The following is a 24,017-nucleotide window of genomic DNA, read 5'->3' on the forward strand; positions in this document are numbered from 1 at the left end:
GCAAAGATGAATCTGGGTTCCGTTCGATGCTAAACTGCCGCGCATGAAACGAATCCGACTGACACGCGAGCAGAGCCGGGACCAGACGCGTCAGCGTCTGCTTGACGCTGCGCAAGCGATTTTCATGAAGAAGGGATTTCTGGCGGCGAGTGTCGAGGACATCGCCGCGGCGGCCGGCTACACGCGCGGCGCGTTCTATTCGAATTTCGGCAGCAAGCCTGAGTTGTTTCTGGAGTTACTCAAGCGCGACCACGATTCGATCATGGGGCGGCTGCATTCCATCTTCGAAGGCGAGACGTCGCGCGCCGATATGGAAGCGCGCGTGCTGCAGTATTACAGCCAGTGTTATCGCGATAACAAGTGCTTTTTGCTGTGGATGGAGGCGAAGCTTCATGCTAGCCGCGATGCCAAGTTTCGCGTGCGGTTTAACGCGTTTTTGCGCGAATTGCGGCAGACCACGACTGATTACATCAGCGCGTTTTCGGATCGCGTCGGGACGCCGTTGCCGATGCCGGCCGAGCAGCTTGCGATGGGGTTAATGGCACTTTGCGATGGGGTCCAGTTTTTTTATACCGCCGATCCGCAGGCCGTAAGTAGTGAGTTTGCTGAAGCTGTACTGGGGGGGTTTTTTAGGCGCGTGGTTTTTGGTGCGCCCTAGGGTTTGCTCGCGCGCTTGGGTTTTGGTTGCCCACAGGATTCGGCGCCGTTGGGCGGCTTGAGGGTGGGCGGGGTAAACCGTCTGATGCTCGGGCGCTTTCTGGGAACTTGCTTTCATGTAGGTCTATTAGCACGCCGCTATGCGCGGCAGCAGTCACTTTCTTTGCTGCTGCAAAGAAAGTAACCAAAGAAAGCAGCTTATCCGTCTAAGTGTCCACCACGAACCGTAACCGGGAGTGGTACGCAAGCTGATTCGGCCATCGCACCACACTACAGAGTGGAGCCGCTCATCCATCCCGGCAGGCACGAAGTGCCTGCCGGTAAGGCATAACCGAATAAAACCAAACCAAACCGCCGGTTTTTGTTATGCCCATCGTCCTCGCGCAGCGAGGATGGAACTGACAGGAGCTGTGCCAATACCTTGAACTGCGAGTTAGCCGAATCAGCCTGCGCGCCTATCCGCGTGGTTATTCGAGGTGGACACTTAGACGGATAAGCTGCTTTCTTTGGTTACTTTCTTTGCAGCAGCAAAGAAAGTGACTGCTGCCGCGCATAGCGGCGTGCTAATAAACCTACATGAATGCAAGTTCACAAAAAGCGCTAAATACCAGAACCAAAGGCGCAAGCAGAACCCAAAGCGCATGCAGAACCAAAACCCAAAAGCGCCAGCAAAACTGAACAACCTTAGGCGGAAATCCCCGACCCCCCATTACTCCCCAACAACTGCTCGACGGAGTTCGCGTCGACATAATCCTGCTCCGGCAACCCGTCGAAAATAGTAATGACATCGTTACTCGCGCCAGCCTCCCGCGCGGCATCGACAATCGCGTCCTTATTCGCCGGAAACTTCACGGCCCGCAGCACCTGCGCAATTTCATCGTCGATGGGTTCGTAGTTCAGTTCGTCTGTCACGCGCGTGTCCGTCATCCGTTAAGTTTCCCGATCAAGTTCGGCTGAAAAAAAGACCGCTCAGGTCTGAACCTGAACGACCTGGCTCGCGATCCCATGACTCGGCGTTCGCGATTTCGGCAACGGCACATGTCGCCAGCGTGCGTGGCCAAGGTCTTCCGCGCTCACATCCGGCGCGGGCGGCGCAACCGGCGCGGCGTTCGCCCGCAACACCATCGCGGCCTGCGCAGCCGCGCGCGGACCGGTGATGTCCGAGTCGCTAGTGTGAAGCGGCGCGGCGTAGCAGGACGCCGAAACCAAAGCCATCGACAACAACGTTGAGGTTTTCATCGCTCAACCCCTCTGACATGAGCCGTGGGAGCAGTAGAGCAAAGCATATGCCACTTGGAACCGGCTTGCATCCACGCCTATCCGAGCCCTAACGTCGTCCATCCCGCATGCGCCATCGTCCCCCGAGAATGGGCGGTCGCGCGGCAACTCTTAAAGTAACGCCTTAATGTCAGACATTTTCGACCGGACAACGAGCGCCGCCACGGGAATTGCCCCAAGCCAGCCCAAATTGCACGGTTGCGTGTATTTCAGCGCGTGGCGGTGGGATTGAGGCGGAAATACGCATCCAGCAGCGACGTTTTGTAAACCACGCCGAGCAGCAGCGGCTCAGCCGCATTTTCGACGACCGGCAAACGCTCGCCCTGAAACGCGAGGAAGTGCTGCAACGCGACGCCCAGCGCCATGTCGGGCGTGAGCACGTCGAAATGCGGCTGCAGGTAATCGGCGGCTGTTTTCGCGGCCGTGTCGCGTTCGTCGAGCAGGTCCGAGGTGATGTCCTTCAGCGCGACCACGCCCTGAAAGTGCTCGGCGTGATCGACGACATACAGGTACTTCACCGGATATTCGAGGAACACCCGCGTCATTTCCTTCACGTCGGCGCTGAGCGGCACGACGGTGTCGGCGGGACGCACGAGCTCGCGCATCTGGGTCGCGGCGAGCCGCAGCCGCGCCTTCTCCTCGCGCGTGCGGCGCAGCGTGACTTCGTACATCGACGCCGGCGCCGACGCCCGCGCGATGAAATACGCGACCACGCACGACAGCATCAGCGGCAACATGACCTGATAGCTCAGGGTCATCTCGAAGATCATCAGGATCGCCATCAGCGGCGCGTGGGTCGCGGCGGCAAGGAACGCGCCCATGCCGACCATCGCGTAGGCGAACGGCGCGGACGTGGAATCCGGCCAGATCGCGTGCGCGCCGAGCCCGAACAGACAGCCGACCACGGCGCCCACGAAAAGCGTCGGCGTGAAAATACCGCCGACCGCGCCGGAACCGGCCGTTGCGGCCGTGGCGAGCGTCTTGAAAATAAGCACGGTGAGAAGCGCGCCCCAGGTCCACCGTTCGTGGAGGATCGAATTGACGACTTCGTAGCCGTTGCCCCAGACCTGCGGCCACCAGATCGAAATCACGCCGACGATCAGCCCGCCAAACGCAAGACGCACCGGCACCGGCAACGGCAGACGCCCGAAGTGCTTGCGCGATGCGGCCAGCAAGCGCAGGAAATGCGGTGCGAGCGCGCCGCAGAGCAGTCCGAGCAGCACGAATAAAAGCACTTCGACGCCCGTGATGGCCGGAAACACCGGCATTTCATACGTCGGGCGATAACCGGCGAACTCGCGCATCGTGATGTTGGCGACCACCGACGAAACCACGATCGGCCCGAAGCTTTCCATCGCGATCGAGCCGAGCACGATTTCGGTCACGAAAAACGCACCGGCGATCGGCGCGTTATAGGCCGAGGTGATTCCGGCCGCCGCGCCGCACGCGACGAGCAGGCGCAGGCGCGGGGGATCGAAGTGAACCCAGCGGCCGACGAGCGACGCGGCCAGCGCCGCCAGTTGCACCATCGAGCCTTCGCGGCCGATCGAGCCGCCGCTCGAAATCGTGAATAGCGACGACAAACTGCGCCACAAGCTCGGCCGCACCGGCACGACGCCATCGCCGATCGTCACGGCCTCCATGTAGTCGGCGTTGGCGTGGTCGGTCGTGCCGCGCCGCGCCAGCAGCAGGCAGCCGCCGGCGATCAGGCCGCCGACCGTCGGCAGCGCGACGCGCATCGGCCACGGCAGATGGCGCGCCATATCGACGAAACTGCCGCTCTCGCCGGTCGCGATGCGCTGCAGCGCGTCGATCCCTTCGCGAAACGCCGCGGTCGCGAACGCGCCGGCCACGCCGACCACGACGGCCCACAGCAGCATCGTGTGCGATTCGGAGAAGCGAAACAGGCTTTGCGCGCGGGTGCGCAGCTTGAGCAGAAATGAGAGCACGGCGAGCGACGAACGAAGGGTGAATGCGCGGCCAAGAATAGCATCGCGACAGAGGTTGCAGCGCTCGCGCGGACGAAAATAGCGCTCGAACGCCGGAACCGCCGCAGACGCAAAAAAGCCCGGCCGCAACGCGGCCGGGCTTTTTTGCTTTTGCTTTTTGCACCGGCTATCGTGCGCCGGCGCTCACCACTTCGGCGCAAACGGCGGATTCGCGTTGCGCTTGCCTTCGTCGAGCGCGTCGATCTTCGCAATATCGCCCGCGTCGAGCCGCAATTTCTGCGCATCCCAGTTGATCTGCTGATGCTCCGCGCTCGTCGATGCCGACAGCACCACGATATTGCGCGACAAGAGCCACGCGAACGTCACCTGCGCCGGCGTCGCGCCGTGCTTCTCGGCAATGCCGCCAAGCGTGGCGTCCTGATGCGCGCGGCCTTCGCCGAGCGGCATGTAGGCCGTCACTTTCACGCCGAGTTTCTGGGTCGCCGCGACCAGCGCGCGGTTCGCGAAAAACGGGCTGACTTCGATCTGGTTCGTGACGATCGCCCGTCCGCCCGGCGCGGCGAGCGCTTCTTCGAGCAGCGGCGCGGTGAAATTCGATACGCCGTAATGGCGGATCAGCCCGAGCCGTTGCGCTTCCTGCAACGCGCCGAGCGTCTCCGCGATCGGCACGACGCTGTCGGGCGACGGCCAGTGGATCAGCGCCAGGTCGATTTCGCCGACGCCGAGCTTTTTGTGGCTGTCCTTCAGGCTCGCGATCAGGTCGTCGTGGCGCAGACGGTCGTGCCACACCTTGGTCGTGATCCAGATATCTTCGCGCGGAATGCCCGAGTCGCGCACGCCGCTGCCGACGGCTTCTTCGTTGTTGTAGTACTGGGCGGTGTCGATGTGACGATAGCCGAGCAGCAAGGCGCTCTTCACGGCGATCGCGGTCTTCTCGGCCTCGACGCGGAACGTGCCCAGTCCGAAGTGGGGAATGCTTTCTAACATGGCGGTGTCCTTGAATGTGTTGTTGTGGCGAGCAGAACAAGGACACCGGAATGGCCGACGGCTAGGCGTCCTGATCCAGCTCGGGGTAATGCCGGAAGATGCCGGATTCGTTGAACGGAATCCGTCGTTCGGAATCGACGTAAGCAGCAATGTTCGGACGCGCCAGCACGGCGTCGTGGAGCGCCGCGACACGCGGATACTGCTCGCCGAAGCGCCGCATCGCGCGCGGAAACGCATAGTGCAGGCCATCGACGAGTTGAAACATCGACAGGTCCACGTAGGTTACCGTGTCGCCGATCATCGTGGTGTCGCCGTGCGGATTCTGTTTCAGGACGCGTTCGAAGTAGCCGATGAACTTTGGCACGCGCGCTTCGATAAAGTTCTTCGAACGCACTTTTGCCGCGTCTTTCTGGTCTTCGTAGTAGAGGTCGGTGGCGAGCGGATGGTGCGTGTCGTGCACCTCGGCGACGATATCGGCGATGGTCAACTGCAGGCCGTGGGCGACGAAACGCAGCGCCTCGTCCTTCGGTGCGAGGCCGAGTTTGGGTCCCAGATATTGGAGAATATTGGCGACGTGTGGAACGATCAGGTCGCCGTCTTTCAGGAAAGGCGGCGCGAAGGGAATGTGCGGCTCGGTTTTGCTCTTGATGATTTTCATCATCGCATCCGTGCCGAGACCGTCTTTTTTAGCGCCGCGCGCGACGTCGATGTAATCCGCGCCGGCGTCTTCCAGCGCGAGCCGCACGAATTCGCCGCGGCCCTGCAAGCCGTCCCAATAATAGAGTTCGTATGCCATGCGCCTTCGTCCTCGCGGTTCGGTCATTGGTCTGGCGGCGAGAGATTCAGCCGCCGCAAGCCCTTATGACTTCGAACGCAATCCAGGAGTTCAGCGCAGGGTCACACAGTAAGCGGCGTTCAGCCGAGCAGCTTTTCCACGCCGATCGTGATCGCGAGTCCGCCGCCGACCAGCCACACATACAGGATCAGCCCGGTTGCGAGCGCGCGCGGACCTGCCTGACGGATTTGCGCGACGCGCGTTTCCATGCCGAGCGCGGTCATCGCCATCGTGAGCGCGAAGGTGTCGAGGTTGTTCAGCGTGGTCGTCGCGTGGGCGGGCAGAATGTGCAGCGAATTGACGATCACCAGTGCCAGGAAGCCGAGCGCGAACCACGGCACCGCGAGCTTGCCGCGCGATTGATCGGCGTGGTCTGCGGCGTTCTTTGCTCGCGAACGGTTCAGCCAGAAGCCGAGCGAGAGGAGCACGGGCACGAGCAGCATCACGCGCGTCATTTTCACGATTGTCGCGATGTGCGTCGCTTCCGGGCTCACGTTGCTCGCCGCGCCGACCACCTGCGCGACCTCGTGGATCGTGCCGCCGAAGAAGAGGCCGACGCCGAGCGTATCGAGATGCAGCCAGCCCGCGTGCATCGCGAACGGGTAGAGGAACATGGAGAGCGTGCCGAACAAAACGACGCTGCCGACCGCCATGGCGCTCTGGTGCGGCTTCGATTGCAACGTGGATTCGAACGCGAGCACGGCGGCCGCGCCGCAGATCGCGCTGCCGGCCGCCGTGAGGAGCGCCGTATCGCGGTCGAGTTTCATCAGCTTCATGCCCGCCCAGGTGCCGATGGCGAGCGTGCTGACTACCACGAGCACCGACACCGTCAGACCAGTCAAGCCGACTTGCGCGATTTCCTGCAAGCTCACGCGCAGCCCGAAGAACGCGACCGCGATCCGCAGCAGCTTGCGCGCCGAGAAGTTGACGCCCGCCGCCCAGCTTTCCGGCATGCCGTGACGCAGCGCATTGCCATACACCGCGCCCGCGATGATCCCGATGATCAGCGGGCTCACGCCCAGCCCGGCAATTGCGGGCAGCGACGCCACTTGCGTCACGGCCGCGGCGAACAAGCCGACGAACAGGACGCCGTTCAGTTGGCCGCGCGGGGAAGGGAGCGTCGTGACGGTGGACATGGGGACCTCGATATCTCTGAAGGCTCTAATCCTAATCTCCGTATATCAATATAAAAAATCGTCATTTAGAATGTGAAGTATCGGCAATCTGGATATTTCGTTGAAATGACCCCTGACCAGCTTATAACTTTCGCGGTTGTCGCCGAGCATCGGAATATCAGCCGTGCCGCGCTCGCGCTGCATTTGTCGCAGCCGGCGGTGTCGGGGCAACTGCGCCAACTTCAGGACGAGTTCGGCGAGCCGCTTTATCAGCGCGACGGGCGCGGAATCAGGCTGACGGCGGCGGGCGAGCAGCTTGCCGCTTATGCCGCGCGGCTCGCCGAAATCTTCGCGCAGGCCGAGGCGTTGCGCGATGCATTGCGCGGGTTCGAGCGCGGCACGCTGCGCATCGGCGCGAGCACGACGCCCGCGAGTTACCTGCTGCCTTATTTGATTGCGGGATTTCATCGGCGCTATCCGGACGTCACGATCCAGACCATCGACGGCAACACATCGGACATCGTCGCGGCGCTCGGCACGCTGGATATTGCGATGATCGAAGGGCCGGTCGGTGCGGATTTGCCGCCGGGGACCGGCGTGACGCCGTGGCGCGAGGACGAGATAGTCGCCATCGTCCCGTGCGCGCACGCGTTGGCGCAGTGGGTGAAAACCAGCGCGGGCGCGGCCCCGCGATCCGCCACGCTCGCCGAGATCGCCGCGTATCCGCTCGTTTTGCGCGAAGCGGGTTCGGGCGTGCGGCAGATCGTCGAGCGCGCGTTCGCCCGCGCGGCCGCGCCGATGCGCGTGGCGCTCGAAATCGCGGGCGTCGAGGGCGTCAAGGAAGCGGTGCGCGCGGGCATGGGAATCGGCTTCGTTTCCGCGATGTCGATGCGTCACGAAGACGGGGCGCTAATTCGGCTGCCGATCGCGCCCGAGCCCCTCGCACGACGCTTTTCGATCCTCATGCCGCACGCCGCCACGCCGTCGCGCGTCGCGGCGCGCTTCCACGAACTATGTCTGGAAGACATCGGAGACACGCGCGAAGCAGGCTAGGGATTTCCACTATGGCGCGCTTCGGAGGCGGAGGCGCACCATTCGTTTTGAGACAGACGCCGAGCGCGTCTTTTTTCAAACCGAGATTTGGAACCGGTTCCAATCGATAAAAATCAGACGATTGAGCCGAAAACAAAGGTCATTCGATATGGATGTGGAGACAAACCAGCGGCTTGGGATCGTGATCGTCGCGAGTGCGTTCGGCGCCGAGGCGATCCGCCGCGATGGCCACGCGATCTGGGCGGCCACGGCGGCGCGCGCCGGGGCGGCGGGTTTCGAGGTTCGCCGCGAATTGTTTGCAAACGACGCCGACATCGCGCGCGACGCGTTGCAAAAGCTCGGCGAGACGATCCGCGCGCTCGGCCTCTGGGCCGTCTATTCGACGCCGACGGACACATTTTCGCCGGACGGCACGCTGGATCGTGCGGCGGTGACGCGTGCCATCGACGAAGCGGCGGCGCTCGGCGCGCGGATCGTCAAGCTGCAACTGGGCGGCGCGGATCCTGAAAACGGCCAGCCCGCCATCGCGACCGACCCGGCGACGATCGACTGGCTTTTGAACGCGACGCACAATTCGCCGGCGCGGGTGGTGGTCGAGAATGGGCAGCCGAAGGCGGGCGGCACGATCCGTGCATTCGAGCAATTGTTCGCCGCGCTTGAGTCCGCGCAGCCGGAGCATTTGCCGCTCACCATGACCTTCGATACCGGCAACTGGCTGTGGGCGTTGCAGGATCCGGCCGATGCGGCGCGCCGTCTCGCGCCGTTCGTGACTTACGTGCATTGCAAGGCGGTCACGGGCGAAGGCGCGCGGCGTTTCGCGTGCGCCCCGCACGCCGACGACGCGCGTTTCGCCGCGCTTCTCGCGAGCTTGCCGCGCAACGTGCCGCGCGGGATCGAGTTTCCGTTCGATACCGCTCAGCCGGATGCCGATGCAGCTTGCTATGTGGCGTGGCTCGCCGCCGCCTGACCGTACTGAACGTGTTGAACTGTGTAAAAGAAGGAAAAATGATGCAATCTGCACTCGACGTCGTGACTTACGGCGAAGCGATGACCATGTTCGTCGCGGCTGAAACGGGCGATCTGGCGGCGGTCGGCCGCTTCACGAAACGCGTCGCGGGCGCGGATCTCAACGTGGCGATCGGTTTGTCGCGGCTCGGCTTCAAGGTGGGCTGGATGAGCCGCGTCGGTGCCGATTCGTTCGGCCGCTACGTGCTCGACGTGCTGGCGGCGGAAGGGGTCGATGCGGGCTGCGTGACGGTCGACGAACGTTATCCGACGGGTTTCCAGCTGAAATCGAAGAACGACGACGGCAGCGATCCGACGGTCGAATATTTCCGGCGCGGGTCGGCGGCGAGCCATCTTTCGCTCGACGACTACGTGGCCGACTACGTGCTCGGCGCGCGGCATCTGCACTTAACGGGCGTCGCACCTGCGCTTTCGCCGAGTTCGCGCGAACTCGCGTTCCATCTCGCGAAGGAGATGCGCGCAGCCGGCAAGTCCATCACCTTCGATCCGAACCTGCGTCCGACGCTTTGGCCTTCGCGCGAGGCGATGGCCGACGCGCTGAATGCGCTCGCGGCGCACGCCGACTGGGTGTTGCCGGGCGTGAGCGAGGGCGTCACGCTGACCGGTTACACGACGCCGGAGGACATCGCGCGGTTTTATCTGGATCAGGGATCGAAGGGCGTGATTGTGAAGCTGGGCGCACATGGCGCGTATTTCCGCACCGCCGACGGCGATCAGGGCATCGTTCCCGCGATGCCGGTGGCGAAGGTCGTCGATACGGTTGGAGCGGGGGACGGGTTTGCTGTTGGGGTTGTCAGCGCGCTGCTTGAAGGGCGCGATGTGAGGGATGCGCTCGCGCGCGGGAATCGGATTGGCGCGCTGGCGATTCAGGTGATTGGGGATAGTGAAGGGTTGCCCACAAGGGGCGAGCTCGATTTGCTCGAGCAGGCTGCGGACGCTTTGAATCACGCGTGAGGGTTTGGGTTTGCTGGCGCTTGTTGATTTGGTTTCTTGGGCGCTTTCTGGGAACTTGCTTTCGTGTCGGTTTATTAGCACGCCGCTATGCGCGGCAGCAGTCACTTTCTTTGCTGCTGCAAAGAAAGTAACCAAAGAAAGCAGCTAGGGCACCTAAGTGTCCACCACGAACGGTTTCCGGGAGTGGTGCGCAAGCTGATTCGGCCATCGCACCACACAACGGAGTGGAGCCGCTCATCCATCCCGGCAGGCACAAAGTGCCTGCCGGTAAGGCATAACGGGACAAACCAAACCAGACCACCACGAACCACCACGAACCACGAACCACGAACTGTGAACTGTGAACTGTGAGCTGTGAACTGTGAACTGTGAGCTGCAAGAAGACGTACTTAGTGGGTTGGTTTTTGTTATGCCCGTCGTCCGCGCGTAGCGAGGATGGAGTTGACGGACGCTGTGCCAATTCGATTGAATGCGAGTTAGCCGAATCAGCTTGCGCGCCTATCCGTCTGGTTATGTGTGGTGGACACTTAGGCGGACTAGCTGCTTTCTTTGCTTACTTTCTTTGCAGCAGCAAAGAAAGTGAGTCCCGCCCCGGACAGGGGCAGTGCTAATAAACGTACACGAAAGCAAGTTTCCGAGAAGCGTAGGCAGACAAAAGCAAAAGCGCCAGCAACCCAAAACCAGTGCAGGTTCCCGAGAAGCGCAGGCAGACAAAACCAAAAGCGCCAGCAACCCAAAACCAGTGCAGGTTCCCAGGAAGCGCAGGCAGACAAAAGCAAAAGTGCCAGCAACCCAAAACCAGTGCAAATTCCCAAGAAGCGCAGGCAAACAAAACCACGAGCGCCAGCAACCCAACCCCCCCGGACCCCGGAGCCATTCATGCAACCGAAACTCGCAGCGCGCCGCTGGTGGGCGATCATGCCGATCGTCTTTATCACGTACAGTCTCGCCTACCTCGACCGCGCGAACTTCGGCTTCGCGGCCGCGGCCGGGATCAATCGCGATCTCAACATCAGCCACGGTCTGGCGTCCCTCATCGGCGCGCTGTTCTTTCTCGGCTATTTCTTCTTCCAGATTCCCGGTGCGATCTACGCCGAACGCCGCAGCGTGAAGAAACTCGTCTTCTGGAGCCTCGTGCTCTGGGGCGCGTGTGCATCGCTCACCGGACTCGTCAGCAACATTCCTTCGCTGATGGCGATCCGCTTCGTACTCGGCGTGGTGGAGGCGGCCGTCATGCCCGCGATGTTGATCTTCATCGCGAACTGGTTCACGAAATCGGAGCGCTCGCGGGCCAACACGTTCCTCATTCTCGGTAATCCGGTCACGGTGCTGTGGATGTCGGTCGTGTCCGGTTATCTCGTGAATTCGTTCGGCTGGCGTCACATGTTCATCGCGGAAGGCGCGCCGGCAATCATCTGGGCGGTGATCTGGTGGTTCATCGTGCAGGACAAGCCCGCACAAGCCAAGTGGCTCACCGATCAGGAAAAGCGCGATCTCGACGCTACGCTGCGCGCCGAACAAGCCGCCATCAAGCCGGTCAAGAACTACGGCGAAGCGTTCCGTTCGCCCGCGGTCATCAAGCTGTGCGCGCAGTATTTCTGCTGGAGCATCGGCGTGTATGGCTTCGTGCTGTGGCTGCCGTCCATTCTCAAAAATGCGTCGAGCTTCGGCATGGTCGAGACGGGCTGGCTGTCGGCCGTGCCGTATCTGGCGGCGACTATCGCGATGCTCGCCGCTTCATGGGCCTCCGATAAACTCAATCGACGCAAGCTGTTCGTCTGGCCGTTTCTGCTGATCGGCGCGTTCGCGTTCGCGGGCAGCTACCTGCTCGGCGCGACCCATTTCTGGGCGTCGTATGCGCTGCTCGTGATCGCGGGCGCGGCGATGTACGCGCCTTACGGCCCGTTCTTCGCGATCGTGCCGGAACTGCTGCCGAAGAACGTCGCGGGCGGCGCGATGGCGCTCATCAACAGCATGGGCGCGCTCGGTTCGTTCGTCGGATCGTATTTTGTCGGCTATCTTAACGGCGCGACCGGTTCGCCCGCGGCGTCGTATGTGTTCATGAGCGCCGCGCTCGTCGCCGCCGTCATCCTGACGCTTGCCGTGCGCCCGCAACCCGCCGCAGCGCCGTCGGCGAAGCTCGCCACACGCGGCTGAAAAATCCACCTTCCCAACAGGAATCCGTTCCGATGAAAAAGCAGATCGTCGCCTATAAGCCGCTCCCCGATGACGTCCTCGCGTATCTGCGCGAACACGCTGAAGTCGTCAACGTCGAGTCGAAAGACCACGACGCCTTCGTCACCGCGCTGAAGAACGCGGACGGCGCGATCGGCGCAAGCGTGCAGATCACGCCCGCGATGATCGAAGGCGCAACACGCCTCAAGGCGTTGTCGACGATCTCCGTCGGCTTCGACCAGTTCGACGTGGACGACCTCACGCAACGCGGCATCGTGCTCGCGCACACGCCGGACGTGCTGACCGAATCCACCGCCGACACCGTTTTCGCGCTGATTCTCGCGAGCGCGCGACGTGTCGTCGATCTCGCCGAATGGGTGAAGGCGGGACAGTGGAAGAAGAGCATCGGCGAGGCGGAATTCGGCGTGGACGTGCAGGGCAAGACGCTCGGTATCGTCGGGCTGGGACGCATCGGCGGCGCGGTCGCGCGGCGAGCGGCGCTCGGCTTTCGCATGAACGTGCAATACACGAACCGCAGCCCGAACGCGCAGGCCGAGCGCGACTACGGCGCGAAGCGCGTCGAACTCGACGAACTGCTCGCCACGTCCGATTTCGTCTGTCTGCAAGTGCCGCTGACGGAAGCGACGCGCGGGTTGATCGGCGCGGCGCAACTGAAGGCGATGAAGCGAAGCGCGATCCTCATCAACGCATCGCGCGGACCGACCGTCGATGAAGCCGCGCTGATCGAGGCGCTCAAGGACGGCACGATTCTCGGCGCGGGGCTGGACGTGTTCGAAACCGAACCGCTGCCCGCCGATTCGCCGCTCCTCAAGATGCGCAACGTGGTGGCGCTGCCGCACATCGGCTCGGCGACTCACGAAACGCGCCACGCGATGGCGATGAACGCGGCGGAGAACCTCGTCGCGGCGCTGGATGGCACGCTTGCGATCAATATCGTGAATCCGGCCGTGCTCAAGCGTTGAAGCGCTGAAGCAGCGGCGTTGCGCGCACCGCGTGCAGTAAGATCGCGGTCTGGACACACAGCGCGCCCCGAGCGCGCTGTGTGCTTCTTGCAGCCCGAACCCACGAGCGAATGACCGAACGATCTTTTCCGACCAGCGCGCGCCCCGGCTCGACGGCACTGCCGCGCCGCGCGACCATTACCGATGTCGCGCGCGAAGCCGGCACCGGCAAGACCAGTATTTCACGCTATCTGAACGGCGAAACCGGCGTGCTTTCGCCGGAACTGCTCGCGCGGATCGAAGCGGCGATCGCCAAGCTCGACTATCGGCCGAACCAGATGGCGCGGGGCCTGAAGCGCGGACGCAACCGGCTGATCGGCATGCTGCTCGCGGACCTGACCAATCCGTATTCGGTGGAAGTGCTGCGCGGCGTGGAAGCCGCGTGCCACGCGCTCGGCTACATGCCGCTCATCTGCCACGCGGCGAACGAAGTGGACATGGAGCGGCGTTATTTGCAATTGCTGACGACGTATCGGGTGGAAGGCGTGATCGTCAATGCGCTCGGCGTCAAGGAAGAACTCTTGCACGCGCTGAATCAGGGCGGCGTACCGGTCGTGCTGGTGGATCGGGCGATCGACGGTCTCGTGACCGATATGGTCTCGCTCGATAACCCGAGCGCCGTATCGCTCGCCGTGCGGCATCTCGCGGAAGCCGGCTTCGACGACGTGGTTTTTATCGTGCAGCCGTTCTGGCAGGTCAGTTCGCGCCGCGTGCGCGAAGCGGCGTTTCGTGACACTATCGGCGGCCCCGGTTTGGCCCGGCCAGGTTTGGCCCGGCCAGGTTTGGCCCGGCCAGGTTCGGCCCGGCCAGGTTTGGCCCGGCCAGGGTTGGCCGGTTCACGCGCTGCGCCGATGCGCGGCTTAACGGTCGTGCTCGATCTCGGCGACGCCGTCGCCGCGCCGGCCGCGCTCGCCGAAATCGACGCGCAGCTCGACACCGCGCGCGACGCCGGACGACGCATTGCGCTGTTCGCGGCGAACGCTCCTGTCGCGCTGCGCCTCGCGCTGCATTTGCGGGAACGTTTCGGCGCGGACTGGCAAAGCCATGCGGCGCTGATGTCCATCGACGATTCCGAATGGGCCGAACTCGCCGGCATGACGACGATCCGCCAGCCGACCGGCGACATCGGACGCCGCGCGGTGGAGTTTCTGCACGAGCGGCTCGAAGGCGCGCAGATGCCCGCGCGCGAATGTCTGCTGCCCGGCGAACTGGTCGTGCGCGCATCGACGCGGCGTGACAATCCTCAAGGAAATTGAATGGTTAGTGTATTGACGCTGGTTTGCCTCACGCTTGCAACGCTCTTGATCGCCGCGTTGCCGATTGTGCTTTATCGACGCCTCAAGCCGCGCTTCAGCTTCGAGCGGCGCGAGGTGATCGCGGGGATCGCCGCGTTCGCGTTCTTTTCGATGGTGGTCGAGCGCGCGCTGCACGGTTTCGTGCTCGGGAACGCCGCGCTCGTCGGCTGGCTGATGCATCCGGCCGCGTTCGTCGCTTACGGCGCGCTGGCGGCGGGCGTCTGCGAGGAAGTGGGGCGCTTCATCGCGATGAAATGGCTGATTTCGCGCGCGCCGGCCTCGCTTGAGAATCCCGGCACGGCGCTCGGCTACGGCATCGGACAAGGTGGCGCGGAGGCGTGGCTGGTCGGCGTGTTCGTGCAGTTGCAATGGATTGTCTACGCGGTGCTCGCGAACAATAACCAGCTCGACGCGCATTTCACGAGCGTGCCGCTCGACGACCTGATGCGCCTGCACATGATTCTCGGCAATCTTTCGCCGCAATACGCAGCGCTCTTCGTGATCGAGCGTGCCGCCGCGTTCGTGTTTCAGGTCGGGTTGTCGGTGCTGATGTGGCAACTGCTGCGCGAACGCGTTCGCTACACGCTGCCGTTGCTGATTGCGGCGCATGCGTTGATCGGCGTGCCGGCCGCATTGTTCCAGGCGCGGCTGATTCCGCTTCTCGCCGCCGATGCCGTGTATCTCGTGTTCGGTTTGATCGTGCTGCGCGCGCTGGTCCGGTATTTCCGCAGTGGCGCGGGGCGGCCGGTGTCCGTCACGACGCCGCGTTGAGTCGGCACTCGCTCTTACAGAAGGTTCACGCTTATGGACGACTACCAGTTCGATTGCCCGAGTGCCGATATCGACGTGCTCGCGCACGTTGTCAGCGACCTGTTCCCGGAGCAGACGCAGTTCGCGGAACGGATCGGCGAGGATGGCCGCACGTCGCTCGTGATCCACTACGTGGCGATGCGTTTCGGCGCGACGGCGCGACGGATCGCGATCGACGTGCGTTTCGATCCCGCTGCGCTTGCGCGTTATCGCGCGATGCCGGCGAAGCTGCACGCACGCAGTTACGCGGTGTTGCGCGCCTATGTCGAGGCGACGTTGGGCTCGCTGGAGGAGATGTATGCGAACGGGGAAACCGTGCCGCGCACGGTGGAAATCGACATGGGCGAAGATTTCGCCTGAGGACGCAGCGCGGGGGTGAATTTAGGCCTGAATCTAGGCCTGAATCTAGGCATGAGCATGCGCTTTAGCGAGCGTCGGATTATCAGCGGCGAGCGTGTGCTTCAGCCCTGTTCGGCCAGCCGATACACCTTCGCAAAGCGCGCGGCCTTCACGACGCCATAATCGCCGGGCGCGTACTGCATCACCCAGTCTCCCGCCGCGCCGATCAAGACATCGCCCGCTTCCGTGCGCGCGATCGAAAACGGCTCCTGCATCTGCCGCGCCAGCACGACAACCGGCCGGTTCCGGTAGATGCCCGCCACGCCATGCGCGATACCGCCTTCGGGCAGATACTTCGCGTCGAAACGGTCGCGCGATACCACCCAGCGCTCGCCGGTTGCACCGGTAATGAGCGCGTCGCCGGGCGCGTAGCGGTTCGGACCTTCGAGGCTCATCAACGCGCCGTTCGCCGAGGCGAATTCCACCGTGACGGCTTCGTCCTTGACGACGCGCTGGGCGGCCGGGTCGCCGGTCAAATCGATGCGAGTAAGTGCGGTCATGGAGTGGGCTGACGAGTTCGAATAAAGATCCGCGATCTTACTGCATCGGCGCGATTTTGCGCGCTTATGCGAAGGCTGGACGCCGCTTCTAAACCGCTGCTAAACCGCTGCTAAACCGCTGCTAAACCGCTGCTAAACCACTGAGACCGCTCACACGCCGACGGCGCGTAAGGAAAAAACCCGCATCGGCCGATGCGGGTTTTGAGTGTTGGCGTAGCGCAAACACTTACGGCTTGGTGATCGCCGGTTCCGGTGCGACGCTGTCGGGCGACGCGCCTTTCTTCGGCCGGTGCGCGCCCTTGTGCTCGTGCGGGCGGCCCGACTTGTGGAACGTGGTGTCGGCGAGTTTCTTTTGCTCGGGCGAGAGGCTCGCGTAGAGCGGCTCGAACGCATCGACCAGCCGCTTCGTGCCGTCGGCCTGTGCCTGCGCGATCTGCGCGTATTGCTTCATATCGTCGACGGCGGTTGTCGTGCTCGCCTGCGCGAGCCGCTGGCGATACAGATCGCCCATCGTGTGCGCGTTGTCGCGCATGACATCGGCGAACTTCGACCAGTCGCCTTCCTGCTGCGCGGTAATTTTCAGGCTCGAATGCAGATCGGCGATACGCTCTTCGACACGCGCCTCGCGAGGCGTGGCGTGCGCGGCCGATGCGCCGGCCGGTGCGGATGCAGCAGCGGGCGCGGAAGATTGAGCGAACGCTGCCGAAACCGCGAGCGACGCAACCAGAGCAGCGAGTGTTTTTTTCATTCGATACACCTTCGGTTTATTTTAGAAAAACGGCGCAGAGGAGAACCTGCCTCCCGTGGCTGATATTAGTATCACGATTGCGTGACGCGCCGCGTTCTTCGCCACAAACGCTTACAACCGAAACGTCTGCGAAAAATACCGGCAGACCACCAGGGACCTCCACGCATGAGACCGCCGCGCCTCGACCAACTCGACGACATCGACCGCAATCTCATTGCGCTGCTTCAGGCCAACGCGCGCGAAAGCGTCGCGAATCTCGCGCGTCTGGTCGGCGTGGCGCGCACGACCGTCATCGCGCGTGTGGCGCGGCTCGAAAAGACCGGCGTGATCGCGGGCTACGGCGTGCGGCTCGGACAGGACGTGCTCGACGCGAGCATTCAGGCGTATGTCGGCATCAAGCTCGCGCCGAAATTCGGCCGCGATGTGCAGAAACGCTTCGCTCGCATGCCCGAAATGCAACTGCTGTGCGCGGTCAGCGGTGAATTCGATTACGTCGCGTGGCTGCGCGCCGATTCACCCGACCGGCTGAACGATCTGCTCGACGAAATCGGCGCGCTGGAAGGCGTCGAACGCACGACGACCTCGATCATTCTCGCGCGCAAGATCGACCGCACCGGTTGATTTTCGACGTTTTGCAGGATTGAGACGTCATAACGTCGAAAATCGACGTCGATACGCAGCACTTTGCGTCTAGGATCAATATTCAGGGGCTTCTACACTGGGGTTCGAAGCGGGCCGGACGGCGCGCGCTACCACAGGAGAAGAACATGAAAGTCGCCCTCGTCGGGGCTGGCCTGATCGGCCAGAGCATCGCGCGCCTGCTTCGTCACACGGGCGATTTCGAGGTCGTCGCGCTCGATCGCGACGAAGCCGCACTGGACCTTCTCGCGGCCGACGGCGTGGCGACGCGGCGTGTCGATTGCGCCGATACCGCCGCGCTGCGCGAGGCGCTCAATGGCTTCGACGCGCTCGTCAACGCGCTGCCGTACTACCTCGCGATCAACGTAGCGTCGGCGGCGAAAGCGGCGGGCGTCCATTACTTCGATCTCACCGAGGACGTGCGCGCGACCCACGCGATCCGCGCGATCGCCGAAGGCTCGACGCACGCGTTCATGCCGCAATGCGGGCTCGCGCCGGGGTTTATCGGCATCGTGGCGCACGATCTGGCGCGCAGTTTCGACGACCTGCACGAGCTCAAGATGCGGGTCGGCGCGCTGCCGCAATTCCCGACCAACGCGTTGAAGTACAACCTGACGTGGAGTATCGACGGGTTGATCAACGAGTATTGCCAGCCGTGCGAGGCGATCCGCGAAGGGCGCACGCAATGGGTTCAGCCGCTCGAAGGCGTCGAACATTTTTCGCTCGATGGCGCCGAATACGAGGCGTTCAATACTTCCGGCGGATTGGGGACGCTTTGTGAAACGTTGAGCGGGAAGGTGGAGGCGCTCGATTACAAGTCGGTGCGGTATCCGGGGCATCGCGACCTGATGAAATTCCTTCTTGACGACTTGCGCATGGCGAGCGATCGAGACGGCCTCAAGGCGATGCTGCGTCGCGCGGTGCCATCGACTGCGCAGGACGTGGTGCTCGTTTTTGTCACCGCGACGGGGATGCGGCGCGGCCAGTTGGTGCAGGACGTGTTCACGCGGAAGATTTTCGCGCGCGAGGTGTGCGGCGCGGGGATGAGCGCGATTCAGATCGCGACGGCGGGGGCTTTGTGCGCGGAGCTTGATTTGTTTCGCGAAGGCGTGTTGCCGCAGAGCGGGTTTGTGCGGCAGGAGCAAGTACCGCTGGGGGCGTTTCTGGCGAACCGCTTTGGGGAGCTTTATGAGGGCGTTGCCTTGAGGGCGGAGTTGCCGCGGCTTGCAATCGCCTAAGGGTTTTTTGCTGGCGCTTTGGGTCTTGTTTGCGTGTGCTTTTTTGGGAACGTTTTGCAACGGTTTGGTTTGGTGGCGCTGGCGTGTTTGTTTGCTTGCGCTTCTTTTGAACTTGCTTTCGTGTAGGTCTATTAGCACGCCGCTATGCGCGGCAGCAGTCACTTTCTTTGCTGCTGCAAAGAAAGTAACCAAAGAAAGCAGCTTATCCGGCTAAGTGTCCACCTCGAATAACCTAGCGGATAGGCCCGCAAGCTGACTCGGCTAGCGCGCAGTTGCTCGGATTGGCACAGCGCCTGTCAGTTCCGTCCTCGCTACGCTCGAACGACGGGAATATCTAACAACCAGCAGTTGGTTCGGTTGGTTTGGTTGGTTTGGTTGGTTTGGTTGGTTTGGTTGGTTTGGTTGGTTCGGTTGGTTTGGTTGGTTCGGTTGGTTCGGTTGGTTCGGTTGGTTCGGTTGGTTCGGTTGGTTCGGTTGGTTCGGTTGGTTCGGTTGGTTCGGTTGGTTCGGTTGGTTCGGTTTGGTTCGGTGGTTCGGTTTGGTTTGGTTTGTTGTTCGGTTATGCCTTACCGGCAGGCACTTTGTGGCTGCGGGGATGAATGAGCGGCGCCACTCTGTTGAGTGGTGCGATGGCCGAATCAGCTTGCGCACCACTCCGGGTTACGGTTCGTGGTGGACACTTAGCTGGATAAGCTGCTTTCTTTGCTTACTTTCTTTGCAGCAGCAAAGAAAGTGAGTCCCGCCCCGGACAGGGGCATCGCTAATAGACGCACACGAAAGCAAGTTTCCAGGAAGCGCGAGCAGACAAAAGAAGAGAGCGCCAGCAAACCCAAACGCGCCAGCCACCCCGCACAGGGGCGCGCCAATAAACGTCCGCGTAAGCAAATTCACCGTGCGCGCAGGCAAACAAAAGCGTACGGCGCCAGCAGACCAATCCCGTTCGAAAATCGAGCCAAAACTCGCCGCCCCAGTCAACCCCCAACCCCTCATGGCATGTCCGCCGTCTCCCCATCCCTCAAACTGCGATACCGATTCATCAACGGCGTAGACGAGATCCCATGCACGATAACCGAAGCCGTAATCACCCCGATCACCAGCGGAATCAACGGCGCAGCAGCGCTCCGTGGCGCATGCTCGAGCGCATACATGAGGTAGTAGAACGACCCAACCCCGCGTATCCCGAACCAGCTCATCAACCGGCGCTGCGGGCCGGTGGCGCTCGACCCCAACAACGCCGCGCTCACCGAAATCGGTCGCACGACCACAAATAGCGCCACGATCAACGCAAGCGTCTGCCACGTGAACAGCGCGCGCCAGAACGTGGCGAGCACGCTGCCGATCATCAGCATGATCGCGACTTCCGCAATCCGCTCCAGTTCGATCGTGAAGCCCAGCACGCGCTCCGCCATGAACGCGTGGGCGCGCTCGGGGTCGACGGCGGTCGCGCCTACATCCTCCGAATCGATCGTGCCGACCGCCTGGCGAGGGGTCTTGTCGCCGCTCGCTTTCTGTTCGACGCGACGCATCGCGAGGCCCGCCGCGAATACCGCGAGAAACGCATACGTGTGGATCAATTCCGCCAAGCCGTAAGACAGGGCGATCAATCCGAGCGCATAAAAACCTTCCGGCCCGAGCGCCTGGTTGTGGCGCGTGCGCAGCCACGCGACCAGCCGCACCGACAGATCGCCGAGCAGCCAGCCGCTCGCGAGCGCGCCCGCGACGCCCCACACCGCTTCGCCGGTGAAGGCCCAGCTAAGCGCCTGGCCGGGCGATGCCTCGTATTTACACACGGCGATACCGAGCAGCGCGAATGGCAACGCGATGCCGTCGTTCAGGCCGCCTTCGCCGGTCAGCGAGAAGCGCAGGAGATCGACGTCGCCGGGGGTATCGACCTGGACATCGTGGGCGAGCACGGGATCGGTTGGCGCGAGGATCGCGGCGAGCAGCAGCGCCGGTCCCCAGTTCAGGCCGAGCAGGTACACGCAGACGAAGGTCATCGCGAGGACGGTGAAAATCATCGCGAGGACGCCGAGGCGCACCGGCAGCAGCCAGATGCGGTCGGTGGGCGGCACGCGCAGCCGCAGGCCGATCGCAAAGAGCGAAACGAGCATCGCGACTTCGGTGATACGCCGGAGCAAGGCGGCATCGGAGACGAGATTGAGCGACAGCAGGTTCGCCCCGAGCGGCCCCAAACCGAAGCCGATCGCGAGATAGCACATGGCCGTGCTGATCGGCAGGTGCTTGAAGGTCGAACTGGCAAGTCCCATGAGAATGAGTACACCGCCAACGACGAGAAACCACATCGTCTCGGTCATGGAAACCTGTTTGTGTTGAGTTGAGCCGCAAAGACAGACCGGCGCGCGCGCCAGTGGCCGGAGGATCGGAAAGCGGCGCAAGCTCCGTGCCCGCCATGACCGGCGGCGCGGCAACACGAGCCGCTGAAACAAGTTCTCGCCGCGGGTTAGCCGCGTACAGACGCGCGCGCGTCCGAGCGATTAAGATGGCGAATTCTTTCGCGCTGCCTCGTCCTTTTCTGCGTCCTATTTCGAGTCCTTATTTGAGTCCGCAAACGCCACCGGAGGTTTTCGCATGTCACACCATTTCGACGCCATCGTGATCGGAACCGGACAGGGCGGCGCGCCGCTCGCCGTGCGCCTCGCGGCGAGCGGCCGGCGCACGGCGGTGATCGAGCGGCATCTGTTCGGCGGCACCTGCGTGAACGTCGGCTGCACGCCGACCAAAACCTACGTCGCCAGCGCCCGCGCGGCGCACGTCGCGCGCCATGCGGGCGAGTTCGGCGTGGTGATCGGCGGCGACGTGCGGATCGACATGCCGCGCGTGAAGGCGCGCAAGGACGAGGTGATCGGCGCGTCGCGCGACGGCGTCGAAAAGTGGCTGCGCGACACGCCGAACCTGACCGTGTTCAACGGTCACGGCCGTTTCAGCGGGCCGCATGCGATCGAAGTCGAAAGCGCGGATGGCACGCTGCAGGCGCTCACCGCCGACGCCATCTTCATCAACACCGGCACGCGCGCGGCGGTGCCGGACATCGAAGGTATCGCGAACGTGCCGTACCTCACGAATTCGACGCTGCTCGATCTGGAGGTCGTGCCGGAGCATCTGGTGATCGTCGGCGGGAGTTATGTCGCGCTCGAATTCGCCCAGATGTTCCGCCGCTTCGGCAGCCGCGTGACCGTGCTCGTGCGCGGCGAGCGCGGGCTCACGCGCGAGGACGACGATTTCGCCCAGGCGATACAGGACGTGCTGGCGGGCGAGGGCGTCGAATTCCGCTTCGGCGCGAATCCGGCGCGGCTCGAAGTGGCCGGCAGCGGCGTGCGGGTGACGCTGGCGAATTCGTCGATTAACTCGTCGATCGACGCGTCGCACCTCCTGTTCGCCACCGGCCGCCTGCCCAATACCGACGATCTCGGTCTCGAGCACGCGGGCATCGCGCGTAACAAGCACGGCATGATCGATGTGGACGGGCAATTGCGCACGGCGGTGGCGGGCGTCTGGGCGCTCGGCGACGTGAACGGGCGCGGCGCGTTCACGCATACGTCGTACAACGATTACGAAATCATCGCGTCGAACGTGGTGGACGGCGGTGTGGACGGTAGCGCGGGCACGGAAGCCCGCAGCGTGGACACGCGCATCATGGCCTACGCGGTTTTCGTCGATCCGCCGTTCGCGCGCGTCGGCATGAGCGAGGCCGAGGTGCGCGCCGACGGCCGCGAAGCGTTGATCGCGACCATGCCGATGTCGCGCGTCGGGCGCGCGCGCGAGCGCGGCGAAACGGCGGGCCACATGAAGGTGCTGGTGGACGCCGCGACCCGCAAGATCCTCGGCGCGGCGATGCTCGGCATCGAAAGCGACGAAGCCATCCATACGTTCATCGACATCATGAACGCGGACGCGCCGTACACCACGCTGCAGCGCGCGATGCACATTCATCCGACCGTCTGCGAACTGATCCCGACTTTGCTCGGCAGTCTCGAACCGTTGAAATAAACCGGCGCGGACACAGCGGACAAGCTGCGCGGCGCCCGAACGCTCAGGCGGCGGCTTTCTTCGCTTCGTCCTGCATGCGCGCATCGCGGGTCTCGGGCATCGCGAACCAGACCAGCGCGACCGCCAGCGCACCGGCTGCGGCTAAACCGAAAAAGCTCATCGCCGTGCCGAAGCGGTCGGCGGCGAAACCCGCCGCCGCCGTGCTGAGCGTGGCGCCGACGCCCGCCGCCAGCCCGAAGAATCCGATACACAGGTTGTAGCGGCCCTTGCCGCCCGCGACGTCGGCGGCGATCAGCGGCAGCATCACGCCGAACACGGCCGCGCTGATGCCGTCGAGCATCTGCACCGGCACGAGCAGATACGGGCTGCTCACGCCCGCGAACAAGAGCGCGCGCACCGGCAGCGCGCAAAAGCCGAGCAAGAGGACGGGCCGGCGTCCCCAGCGTTCCGCCTGCCGTCCGACCCACGGCGAAAGCGCCGCCACGATGAACTGCGGCACGATGATGCACGCCGCGATCACGAGCTGCACGTTGTCGCCCATGTGCGCGGTCACTTCGCCGGCGGCGAGATTGAGCATCGCCGCGTTCGAGAGGTGGAACAGCACGACGCACGCCGCGAAAATCAGCAAGCGGCGATCGCGCAGCAATTCGCGCAGGCTTTCGGGCGGCTCGGTCACTGCCGCGCTCGGATCGGAAGCGGCGTCGGCGTCGGCGTTCGGGTCGGCGTCCTTCCGCAGATCGCCCGTGCGCTGGCGCGGCACGCGCGGGGCCATTTCGTGGTGAATCATGTGCAGCGCGACGAGCGCGGGCAACGCGAGCGCGGCGGTCAGGAAGAACACCGAGCGCAGCGACAGATACTCGCCGAACGCGCCCATCAGCGCGGCGGTGAGCGCGCTGCCGATCGACGCCCAGCGCGCGTTGCGGCCGAGCCGGTCGCCGAGATCGGCGCGCGACACGAGCGCGAGCGAAATCGCGGCCATCGCCGGCACCAGCATGCAGCTCGCGAAACCGTGCAGCACTTCGGCGGCGAAAACCGACACGAACGTCGGGCTCGCCGCGAGCAGCAGCGCGCTCGCGATGATCGCGATGATCGCCGCCGCGGCCGCGCCTTTCTTGTTGCGCAACGCATCGACGAGCGCGCCCGCGGGCAGCTGGCTCGCCATCGCGCTGATCGTGCCGACGCTCAGCATCAGGCCGATCTCACCTTGCGTCCACTTGTTCGAGGCAAGGTAGGAAGCGATGAAAGGGCCGAAGCCGGTCTGCACGTTGGCGACGAAGAAGTTCAGCCAGTCGAGCGCGCGAAGACTTCGTGCAATTACCATTGGTTTGG

The 24,017-nt window shown here is 63.5% G+C and carries 23 protein-coding genes; 13 read left to right on the top strand and 10 right to left on the bottom strand.

Going from position 1 to position 24,017, the window contains the following annotated elements:
• Positions 1-43: 43 nt before the first annotated feature.
• On the top strand, positions 44-658 hold the full coding sequence (locus AC3D25_RS07765) for a TetR/AcrR family transcriptional regulator (RefSeq protein WP_488887842.1): 615 nt from the start codon (positions 44-46) through the stop codon (positions 656-658).
• Positions 659-1,341: 683 nt separating this feature from the next.
• On the opposite strand, the gene AC3D25_RS07770 is transcribed toward AC3D25_RS07765, so the two are convergent.
• The 6 genes from AC3D25_RS07770 to AC3D25_RS07795 form a co-directional block, all read right to left on the bottom strand.
• Positions 1,342-1,584: a DUF2795 domain-containing protein gene (locus AC3D25_RS07770; RefSeq protein ID WP_488887843.1), complete on the bottom strand. Its 243-nt coding sequence runs from the start codon at positions 1,582-1,584 to the stop codon at positions 1,342-1,344.
• Between the two features lie 42 nt (positions 1,585-1,626).
• Positions 1,627-1,896, bottom strand: a complete 270-nt coding sequence (locus tag AC3D25_RS07775) for a hypothetical protein (protein WP_488887844.1) — start codon at positions 1,894-1,896, stop codon at positions 1,627-1,629.
• Between the two features lie 248 nt (positions 1,897-2,144).
• Entirely contained in the window at positions 2,145-3,884 is a 1,740-nt protein-coding gene (locus AC3D25_RS07780) for a ClcB-like voltage-gated chloride channel protein (protein ID WP_488887845.1), read from the bottom strand.
• Between the two features lie 183 nt (positions 3,885-4,067).
• Positions 4,068-4,871, bottom strand: a complete 804-nt coding sequence (locus AC3D25_RS07785) for an aldo/keto reductase (RefSeq protein ID WP_488887846.1) — start codon at positions 4,869-4,871, stop codon at positions 4,068-4,070.
• 61 nt (positions 4,872-4,932) lie between these two features.
• The gene (locus AC3D25_RS07790; protein ID WP_488887847.1) at positions 4,933-5,667 is read right to left on the bottom strand and encodes a glutathione S-transferase; all 735 of its coding nucleotides are present in this window, start codon (positions 5,665-5,667) and stop codon (positions 4,933-4,935) included.
• 119 nt (positions 5,668-5,786) lie between these two features.
• Positions 5,787-6,842 (bottom strand): YeiH family protein, encoded by a 1,056-nt coding sequence (locus AC3D25_RS07795; protein ID WP_488887848.1) that lies wholly within the window; start codon positions 6,840-6,842, stop codon positions 5,787-5,789.
• A gap of 105 nt (positions 6,843-6,947) precedes the next feature.
• Between AC3D25_RS07795 and AC3D25_RS07800 the strand changes: the two genes are divergently transcribed.
• The 8 genes from AC3D25_RS07800 (at position 6,948) to AC3D25_RS07835 (ending at position 15,516) form a co-directional block, all read left to right on the top strand.
• Positions 6,948-7,874: a LysR family transcriptional regulator gene (locus tag AC3D25_RS07800; RefSeq protein ID WP_488887849.1), complete on the top strand. Its 927-nt coding sequence runs from the start codon at positions 6,948-6,950 to the stop codon at positions 7,872-7,874.
• Positions 7,875-8,022: 148 nt separating this feature from the next.
• Complete coding sequence (locus AC3D25_RS07805) at positions 8,023-8,841, top strand: sugar phosphate isomerase/epimerase family protein (RefSeq protein ID WP_488887850.1); 819 nt, start codon at positions 8,023-8,025, stop codon at positions 8,839-8,841.
• Between the two features lie 41 nt (positions 8,842-8,882).
• On the top strand, positions 8,883-9,854 hold the full coding sequence (locus tag AC3D25_RS07810; protein ID WP_488889633.1) for a sugar kinase: 972 nt from the start codon (positions 8,883-8,885) through the stop codon (positions 9,852-9,854).
• A gap of 879 nt (positions 9,855-10,733) precedes the next feature.
• A complete protein-coding gene (locus AC3D25_RS07815) occupies positions 10,734-12,011 on the top strand; it encodes an MFS transporter (protein ID WP_488887851.1) in 1,278 nt (425 codons plus the stop codon).
• Positions 12,012-12,043: 32 nt separating this feature from the next.
• Positions 12,044-13,012 (top strand): 2-hydroxyacid dehydrogenase, encoded by a 969-nt coding sequence (locus tag AC3D25_RS07820; RefSeq protein ID WP_488887852.1) that lies wholly within the window; start codon positions 12,044-12,046, stop codon positions 13,010-13,012.
• 110 nt (positions 13,013-13,122) lie between these two features.
• Positions 13,123-14,307 (top strand): LacI family DNA-binding transcriptional regulator, encoded by a 1,185-nt coding sequence (locus AC3D25_RS07825; protein ID WP_488887853.1) that lies wholly within the window; start codon positions 13,123-13,125, stop codon positions 14,305-14,307.
• Entirely contained in the window at positions 14,308-15,117 is an 810-nt protein-coding gene (locus AC3D25_RS07830) for a YhfC family intramembrane metalloprotease (RefSeq protein WP_488887854.1), read from the top strand.
• Between the two features lie 33 nt (positions 15,118-15,150).
• Complete coding sequence (locus tag AC3D25_RS07835; RefSeq protein ID WP_488887855.1) at positions 15,151-15,516, top strand: DUF3022 domain-containing protein; 366 nt, start codon at positions 15,151-15,153, stop codon at positions 15,514-15,516.
• A gap of 101 nt (positions 15,517-15,617) precedes the next feature.
• Here the strand turns inward: AC3D25_RS07835 and AC3D25_RS07840 are convergent, their stop codons facing one another.
• A complete protein-coding gene (locus AC3D25_RS07840; RefSeq protein WP_488887856.1) occupies positions 15,618-16,055 on the bottom strand; it encodes a PGDYG domain-containing protein in 438 nt (145 codons plus the stop codon).
• 226 nt (positions 16,056-16,281) lie between these two features.
• Complete coding sequence (locus AC3D25_RS07845) at positions 16,282-16,803, bottom strand: Spy/CpxP family protein refolding chaperone (protein WP_488887857.1); 522 nt, start codon at positions 16,801-16,803, stop codon at positions 16,282-16,284.
• 165 nt (positions 16,804-16,968) lie between these two features.
• Between AC3D25_RS07845 and AC3D25_RS07850 the strand changes: the two genes are divergently transcribed.
• From AC3D25_RS07850 to AC3D25_RS07860, 3 genes are all read left to right on the top strand, one after another.
• On the top strand, positions 16,969-17,424 hold the full coding sequence (locus AC3D25_RS07850; protein WP_488887858.1) for an Lrp/AsnC family transcriptional regulator: 456 nt from the start codon (positions 16,969-16,971) through the stop codon (positions 17,422-17,424).
• 146 nt (positions 17,425-17,570) lie between these two features.
• Positions 17,571-18,680 (top strand): saccharopine dehydrogenase family protein, encoded by a 1,110-nt coding sequence (locus AC3D25_RS07855; protein ID WP_488887859.1) that lies wholly within the window; start codon positions 17,571-17,573, stop codon positions 18,678-18,680.
• Positions 18,681-19,042: 362 nt separating this feature from the next.
• On the top strand, positions 19,043-19,279 hold the full coding sequence (locus AC3D25_RS07860) for a hypothetical protein (RefSeq protein ID WP_488887860.1): 237 nt from the start codon (positions 19,043-19,045) through the stop codon (positions 19,277-19,279).
• A 387-nt stretch (positions 19,280-19,666) separates the two neighbouring features.
• Here the strand turns inward: AC3D25_RS07860 and AC3D25_RS07865 are convergent, their stop codons facing one another.
• On the bottom strand, positions 19,667-20,995 hold the full coding sequence (locus AC3D25_RS07865) for a cation:proton antiporter (RefSeq protein WP_488887861.1): 1,329 nt from the start codon (positions 20,993-20,995) through the stop codon (positions 19,667-19,669).
• A 274-nt stretch (positions 20,996-21,269) separates the two neighbouring features.
• On the opposite strand from AC3D25_RS07865, the gene AC3D25_RS07870 reads away from it, so the two are divergent.
• Complete coding sequence (locus AC3D25_RS07870) at positions 21,270-22,688, top strand: FAD-containing oxidoreductase (protein ID WP_488887862.1); 1,419 nt, start codon at positions 21,270-21,272, stop codon at positions 22,686-22,688.
• 43 nt (positions 22,689-22,731) lie between these two features.
• Here AC3D25_RS07870 and AC3D25_RS07875 read toward each other — a convergent pair whose 3' ends face one another.
• Entirely contained in the window at positions 22,732-24,009 is a 1,278-nt protein-coding gene (locus tag AC3D25_RS07875; RefSeq protein ID WP_488887863.1) for an MFS transporter, read from the bottom strand.
• Between the last annotated feature and the right edge of the window lie 8 nt (positions 24,010-24,017).

It is taken from the genome of Caballeronia sp. SL1002 (assembly GCF_057814995.1).